Here is a 6,562-nt window from a genome sequence, read left to right on the forward strand (position 1 = left end):
ATTAAGACCAACCTAGCACAGATGGGAGTTGTTCATGCGCCCTCTCTTCGCTTTTGCCCTTGCCATTTGCCTGACAGGTCAAGCTCGCGCGGACGAAACGATATTGATTGGCGACGCACCTCTACCAGTCGGCATCGAGATTAGAGAAGCGGAGAACTCGCCTTTCATTGGCGTCTGGACGGGCACATGGGATTCTTGGCGAAGCCATATCCTAGTTGTCGAAGGGGTCGATGAAGAGGGGTTGTTTGACGTTGTCTATTCTGTGGGCCGTAGCCAATACGGTGGTGGCAATTGGCTTCGCGATAAGGCTCGTGAGGAGAATGGTAATTTAGTTTTCTCCGATGAGGGCTTTGCCGCAAGCTATACACTCTCGGACACAGGGCGGTTGCGTGGAGTATTCCCGACTGGGGATCGCTTCGCGGTCTTGGAGCGCCAAGACCTATCTGCAGTCCTCGCGTCACCGTCCGACGACTGGTTTCAGATTGGCGACCGCGAGTTTCTGGTGACAGACATCACGGAAGGTGGCGAAACAATCGAACTTGCTGTCGCGATTTATGTTCCCAGTGGCGATGGCCCATTCCCTCTGGCGCTTTTTCACCATGGATCAACGGGTTCCGGGACAAATGAACGCGACTTTGAGTGGTTCTTCACAAACGATTGGTTTGCCGACGTCCTAAATGCCCACGGATGGATTGTCGCTTTCCCTCAGCGTCGGGGTCGCGGCGGGTCTGATGGGCTTTATGATGAGGGTTTCGCTGAGGATCGATCTCAAGGCTATTCGACTGAGGCGCGTCTTTCCTTGCCCGGAGCCGAGCGAGCGCTGATCGATGCGAATGCCGCCCTGGCGGCGCTTCGAGAACGCCCGGACGTAAGCGATGGCCCGGTGCTCTTCTCCGGCGTATCGCGTGGTGGCGTGGTGGCGCTCATGCAGGCAGGGGATCAGCCAGAAGATACGGCAGGTGTGATAAACTTCGTCGGCGGTTGGACGACAGAGAGCCGGGGTGATCCTGATATTAACCCAACGCTCTTTCGACGCGTCGAAGGCTACGAAGGCACCGTCTTGTCAATCTACGGCGAAGACGACACGTTCTACAGCATTGATCATTCCAGAGCGAACCTCGCACAAATTGAAGAGGTAAGTGTCGAGAGCGAATTACACGTTGTAACAGTGCCCGAGTTTAATAGAGGTCACTGGGTTCTGTGGTGGCCATTGCTTTGGGAAGAGACCGTAGAAGACTACCTCCTACGCATAGAAAGCCGACCTTGATCTAGCTGCGGCGGTAGGCGGCTTTGTCCGCATAGGCGCTGTCCACGGCTCCAAATCACTACATCTTTGATTCAAAGCCCGCTTCCTGTGCATTGTCGCCGACGCTGAGGCCCAGTCCTGCGCTAGCAGCGAAAGTCTGCTTGGTGACCTTCCCTCTGGAACCAACTAAGGCTGGGAGGTAAGTTATTCCCAAATCCCTACTATCATTAGAATGGTCTCCGGCCAGTCCAACCGAGTTTCACCGTCTGTACTGTCAGCACTGTCAGCCTCTGGCGTTTTGCTGGCTTTTCCTGAACAAGCGGCATCATGGAACAGGCAGTCAATACCCTCCCCGACACCGCAACGGAACCGACCGCCCCATGGCAACGTTTAATGGCAGGCCGCGGTTTCTTGACGGAACTTCACCGCCTCTATGATACCCGGTTCATGTATGAACTTGAGATGCTGATGGGACCCAAAGCCAATGTTGACGAACTGCGCAAAGGGGTTGAGGCAGCGGCACGAGCCTACATCCGCGAGCGCCGCAAAATGCGCCGACGCAAACCGGGGGCAATGGAATACCGCCGCCTGTCCGCATTGTCTGCCAAGCTTGAGCCGGTTTTAGTGGACCTTGCCCGTGTGCAAGATTCGCCAAACTGTTCCGGGAAACTGGCCGACGCGCTGGAAATGCAAGCCCGATCAGCCGACCCAAGCGCCGCTGGAATTGCAAACTTGATTGAAGGCGCGTTTGGTCCCGGCGATCCCGTTGGCCACATTGCGGCGTTTCTCGACCTGTTGCAAAAAGCCGCTGCGCAAACGGTTGCTCTGGGCGAGAATGACACCCCAAGCAGCTACTACAGGGCTGATCTTGACCGCTGGTCTCAGAGACCAAAGAAAACCGAAAGCCAGCCGATTGCGGCGTTAGCCCGCGCCTTCCGCCCCTATTGGGAGCGCAATGCCATGCGCCCCTTTAATGCGGGCCGCTACGATCCGGCCACAAAGCAAAACAAAGCAACGGCTGTAGATGTGATTCATTTGATCGGCCAAAAACTTGATCCGGACCTGACGCGCGCGCGTGTGGTCACGGTAATGCGGGTGATATAGACATATTTTCGCCACATTATGTGGCAGTTAACCGGCATGTTTTCCTATGTAGGAAGTAGTTTTTCTTACCTGCTTCACGCGTTTCGGCCTGCCCAATCGCTCTCTAGGTTTCTCTTCATCGATCTAAATTGATGGAGGTTATCATGATCGCAAAACAGGCAAACACCCTGCTTAAACCCGAGCAAGTCGCGGAACGCCTCGGCGTGTCCACAACCACACTTGCCACATGGCGCTGCACCAAGCGCTACCCGCTGGCCTATGTCAAAGTTGGCCGCTTGGTCCGCTATCGCGCCGGAGATGTGGAAGCGTTCGAGATCGCGCGTCTTCAGGAGGTGGTTGCAAATGACTGGTAATTGGAAACCTATCGAATTTGCGGCCATTGCTGAAATGGCCCGGATCAATCTGCAAACTCTACTGGCCGAATGGTTGCCAGATGGCCGGATCATTGGGCGCGAATGGGTGGCGCTGAACCCCACCCGCGCAGATCGGTCGCGGGGTTCGTTTCGGATCAATCTCGACAGCGGACTGTGGGCAGACTTCGCGACGGATGACAAAGGCGGGGATGCCATCAGCCTCTTTGCCTATCTGAACGGGGTGCAGCAAGGTCAGGCCGCACGTGCGCTGGCCCAGCGTCTGGGGGTGCAGGCATGAGCGCGCTACCCGACCTTCGCCACCCGACAGCCGGTGTCGCTGATACCCAGCATGTTTATCGCAGCAGAACGGGAGCGCCTGTGCTCGTCGCCAATCGCTATGAGGGCCACGGCAAGGGCAAGTTCTTTCTGCCCTACGACGTGACCAAGGACGCATGGAAAGCACCCCAGTTGCGCCCGGTCTATCATCTGGACCGGATCGCCCAGGCGAACCCGGATCAGCCGGTGATCTGGGTTGAAGGGGAGAAGTGTGCCGATGTTCTGACAGGCTTGGGGTATCTGGCCTCTACCAGCTTTGGCGGCAGCAAGGCGCTGGCAAAAACTGACCTGTCACCGTTGGCAGGCCGTACTGTCATTATCTGGCCTGACCATGATGAGCCGGGACAGAGCTATGCCGCCAAACTGGCCGAAGAGCTCGTTACATTACATAGGGCGACACCTCTGATCCTGCCGATCAGTGACGCACTGATTCAAGCGCATGATTCATCGAGTCTGATCCCTAAACCAATACATAGGGGCTGGGACGTGGCCGATGCCATTGCCGCAGGTTGGGGGCTAGGCGAGATTGACGCCCTAATAAACAGCGTTGCGTGTGATTTGCCGGATGTAACTGCCGCCTACCTTACAAGTAAGGTTCGGCCTGCCGCCAATGACCCGCATCCCCCTATGTATCATAAGGAAAACCCCGACCCGTATACGTTACCTATACATAGGGATGAACCTGCACCTATACGTAACGATGACAATGCGGCGCTGGTGGATGGGCTTGAGCTTTGGAACACGCCGCAGGGTGAGCCCTATGTAACGTTACGGGCCAAGGGTCACTTTGAGCACTGGCCTGTAGGTTCCGCGACCTTCCGCAACTATCTGGCCTATGCCCATTACAAGGCCGAGGGCAAAGCCCCCTCCAATGCCGCGCTGGATGACAAACGCCGGATGCTGGAAGGGGTGGCGCGGTTCGAAGGCGAGACCTACCCTGTGTCCAGCCGCATCGCCTCCATCGGGCGCACGGTCTATCTCGATCTTGGCGACACCGACTGGCAGGCTGTGGCGATCACCTCCGAGGGCTGGCAGGTGGTCAGCCACCCGCCCGCACGGTTTCGGCGCTCACCAGCCATGCAGGCGCTTCCAGTACCGGAACGGCATGAGAATGGCATCGAGTTGCTGCGCGAATTTCTGAATGTGGAAAGCGAAGATGATTTCCGCATGTTGGTGGCATGGGTTCTGGGATGTTTCCACCCCAAAGGCCCCTACCCTATCCTGATCCTGTCAGGCGAACAGGGCAGCGCTAAAAGCACCACTGCACAAACGCTGCGCGACCTGATCGACCCGGCCCAGCCCAGCACCCGCAGCACGCCCAATTCCGAACAGGATTTGGTAATTGCCGCGATGCACAACCACGTCTTAAGCTTTGATAATCTTTCAACCATCCGCCCGATGATGGCGGACGCCTTCTGTCGGATCGCCACCGACGGCGGGTTTGGCACCCGCAAGTTGCACACCGACAGCGACGAGGTTCTGTTCAATGCCACCCGGCCTTGCCTGTTGAACGGGATTCCCGATCTGGCGGCGCGGCCTGATCTGGCGGATCGCGCGATTGGTGTTCATCTGCCGGTGATCCCTCCCGGCAAGCGCAAAACCTTGGGCGCGTTCAATCGCGATTTTGCCAAGGCCAAGCCCTACATTCTGGGCGCGCTTTTGGATGCGGTATCCTGCGCGCTGGGTCGAATTGACTCTGTGAGCCTCTCAGAAGCCCCTAGGATGGCGGATTTTGCTAAATGGGCGGTTGCCGCCGAAGATTCCCTTGGATGGGCTCAGGGCGCGTTTCTGGACTCCTACGCGGCCAATCGCGCGCGCAGTGACCAAGCCGCTGTTGAGGCCAACCCGGTTGCACTGGCAATTCTGTCATTGATGGATGGGCGTCAGCGTTGGAGCGGCACTGCAACCGAGTTGAAGCAAACCTTGCGGGATCGCTTTCCTGCGCTGACAGAGGACAGCCAGAGCTTTCCCCGGTCTGAGGCAAGGTTTGGTGCAGCGCTGCGCAGGGTACAGCCGGTGTTGCGGCGTCAGGGGGTTAACATCGCGTTCAGTCGGGAAGGAAAAGCAGGAATGCGGGTAATTGAATTGAGCAACCCGTAAGAAACCACAGAATTATTTGTGCCAAAACGCTCGACCGCACAGGTCGGGCGTTTTTTGTTTATGCTTGCCGTCGCGTATGTCGGGTTTAACCTTCGTCTGCTATGCAGACAAAGGTTGCCGTTTGCCAAAGCTGTTCAAGGGACCGTTTTCAGCCCTTTCAGGATATTCGTGATAGTTGCAGTAGCGCTCACTCATTCCTTGACACGAAGACCAAGTTCAGATCAATCGCGGTGCTCAACTTAGTGGGTAGGTACAAACAAAAAGAGTCACAATTGAATGCTGTTTACCAAGTCAAAAATTGCACTCGTTTTCCATACGATGCCAATGTCTGACTCGGCATTGATACGTCCACTATATATCCCAATTAACTTCGAAACTGGGCGAGCGAAAGCAGCAGAACTTCCGTCTGCCATGGCAACCATGCCTCCAGAACGATAGGCGAGTACAGGTGATCCTGATTGGCCTTGGCGAGAACGGCAGTCAATCAGTTGGATTGGTAAATCATCGAAATCCACTATCGGTTCAGATGCGATAAATCCGGTCGCCCAGACAGGAAATAGGCCGCCAGCGGATATTCCAAATGGAAAGCCAATTACGCTGACTGATTCAGCGGGACCAATCAGCATGTCTTCACCTGGTTTTCCAGGGTCGTACGGGTACAATTCCACGTCATCAAGTTGTGTGAGCGGCAAGGCCACAAAATCCGCTTTTGCACCTAAAACAGGATGTTCCACCCAGCGTTTCTCTTCATACTCAGGATCCGAATACAAGGGTTCAATCTTACCCTGCCATGATCCAAGTTGTCCTTTGAGATTTTGAAAGACTAAAACCTCATTTGGAATACCCCCTGTTGGGGAAATAGGCTTATCGTTGTCCTGACGTCTTCCAGTGAGGTTATGTCGGTTGGTAATTAAGACTGGACCTTTTGCGGAAAGCGACACAAATCCAGTTCCAGTGGAGAGCGGTTGACCATTGAATCGCATTTGCAGAAACAAAGACTGAACAGAAGGTTTGGCAATTTGTTGCATCTTTTGACTCGTGTCTCGTTGGTTACAAGTCGGCTGTATATTCTAAGCATGTCATCAGGCACCATTTTAGGACAAGGTCTGTAAAGTCCGCTATCTGCGCTCACTGTCATTAGAAAAGTGTGCAGCATCCTGTGGGTTTGGGCTCGAACCGAACGGCCGCTTTTTGGCTGACGGTGCTGACAGCACTGACAGTGAAGCCGTGTCGGTTTTCATATTAGAGATTCGGACTTTGGGGAGTGTCAGCGTCTCAGCACGTAAGATGCTGTGTTTTGCTCTACGGCGTAGCACCGCTGTAGCACCACACCCCAACACGTCGAACGCAAAAAGCGCCCCTTTGGGCGCTAAGTGTTTGATATATGGCTGGAATTATTGGTTGCGGGAGCAGGATTTGAACC

At 55.3% G+C, this 6,562-nt stretch carries 6 protein-coding genes; 5 read left to right on the forward strand and 1 reads right to left on the reverse strand.

The genetic code is table 11. From position 1 onward, the window contains the following. Positions 1-34: 34 nt before the first annotated feature. The 5 genes from GOW04_RS12505 (at position 35) to GOW04_RS21950 (ending at position 5,139) form a co-directional block, all read left to right on the forward strand. The gene (locus GOW04_RS12505; protein WP_171232749.1) at positions 35-1,267 is read left to right on the forward strand and encodes a S9 family peptidase; all 1,233 of its coding nucleotides are present in this window, start codon (positions 35-37) and stop codon (positions 1,265-1,267) included. A 426-nt stretch (positions 1,268-1,693) separates the two neighbouring features. Further along, on the forward strand, positions 1,694-2,350 hold the full coding sequence (locus GOW04_RS12510; protein WP_171232750.1) for a hypothetical protein: 657 nt from the start codon (positions 1,694-1,696) through the stop codon (positions 2,348-2,350). Positions 2,351-2,493: 143 nt separating this feature from the next. After that, complete coding sequence (locus tag GOW04_RS12515) at positions 2,494-2,703, forward strand: AlpA family transcriptional regulator (RefSeq protein ID WP_217356921.1); 210 nt, start codon at positions 2,494-2,496, stop codon at positions 2,701-2,703. Continuing rightward, entirely contained in the window at positions 2,693-3,001 is a 309-nt protein-coding gene (locus GOW04_RS12520) for a hypothetical protein (protein WP_171232752.1), read from the forward strand. The genes GOW04_RS12515 and GOW04_RS12520 overlap by 11 nt, the downstream gene beginning before the upstream one ends. Further along, positions 2,998-5,139 (forward strand): hypothetical protein, encoded by a 2,142-nt coding sequence (locus GOW04_RS21950; RefSeq protein WP_254430131.1) that lies wholly within the window; start codon positions 2,998-3,000, stop codon positions 5,137-5,139. The genes GOW04_RS12520 and GOW04_RS21950 overlap by 4 nt, the downstream gene beginning before the upstream one ends. A gap of 266 nt (positions 5,140-5,405) precedes the next feature. Here the strand turns inward: GOW04_RS21950 and GOW04_RS12530 are convergent, their stop codons facing one another. After that, on the reverse strand, positions 5,406-6,167 hold the full coding sequence (locus tag GOW04_RS12530) for a serine protease (RefSeq protein WP_171232753.1): 762 nt from the start codon (positions 6,165-6,167) through the stop codon (positions 5,406-5,408). Positions 6,168-6,562: the final 395 nt, after the last annotated feature.

The sequence above is a fragment of the Ruegeria sp. HKCCA4812 genome, assembly GCF_013034245.1.
Classification (GTDB): Bacteria; Pseudomonadota; Alphaproteobacteria; order Rhodobacterales; family Rhodobacteraceae; genus Ruegeria.

Excerpts from the sequence above, each read along its gene's own strand:
- GOW04_RS12505 (WP_171232749.1), top strand. The coding sequence starts at position 35 with ATGCGCCCTCTCTTCGCTTTTGCCCTTGCCATTTGCCTGACAGGTCAA.
- GOW04_RS12510 (WP_171232750.1), top strand. The coding sequence starts at position 1,694 with ATGTATGAACTTGAGATGCTGATGGGACCCAAAGCCAATGTTGACGAA.
- GOW04_RS12515 (WP_217356921.1), top strand. The coding sequence starts at position 2,494 with ATGATCGCAAAACAGGCAAACACCCTGCTTAAACCCGAGCAAGTCGCG.
- GOW04_RS12520 (WP_171232752.1), top strand. The coding sequence starts at position 2,693 with ATGACTGGTAATTGGAAACCTATCGAATTTGCGGCCATTGCTGAAATG.
- GOW04_RS21950 (WP_254430131.1), top strand. The coding sequence starts at position 2,998 with ATGAGCGCGCTACCCGACCTTCGCCACCCGACAGCCGGTGTCGCTGAT.
- GOW04_RS12530 (WP_171232753.1), bottom strand. The coding sequence starts at position 6,167 with ATGCAACAAATTGCCAAACCTTCTGTTCAGTCTTTGTTTCTGCAAATG.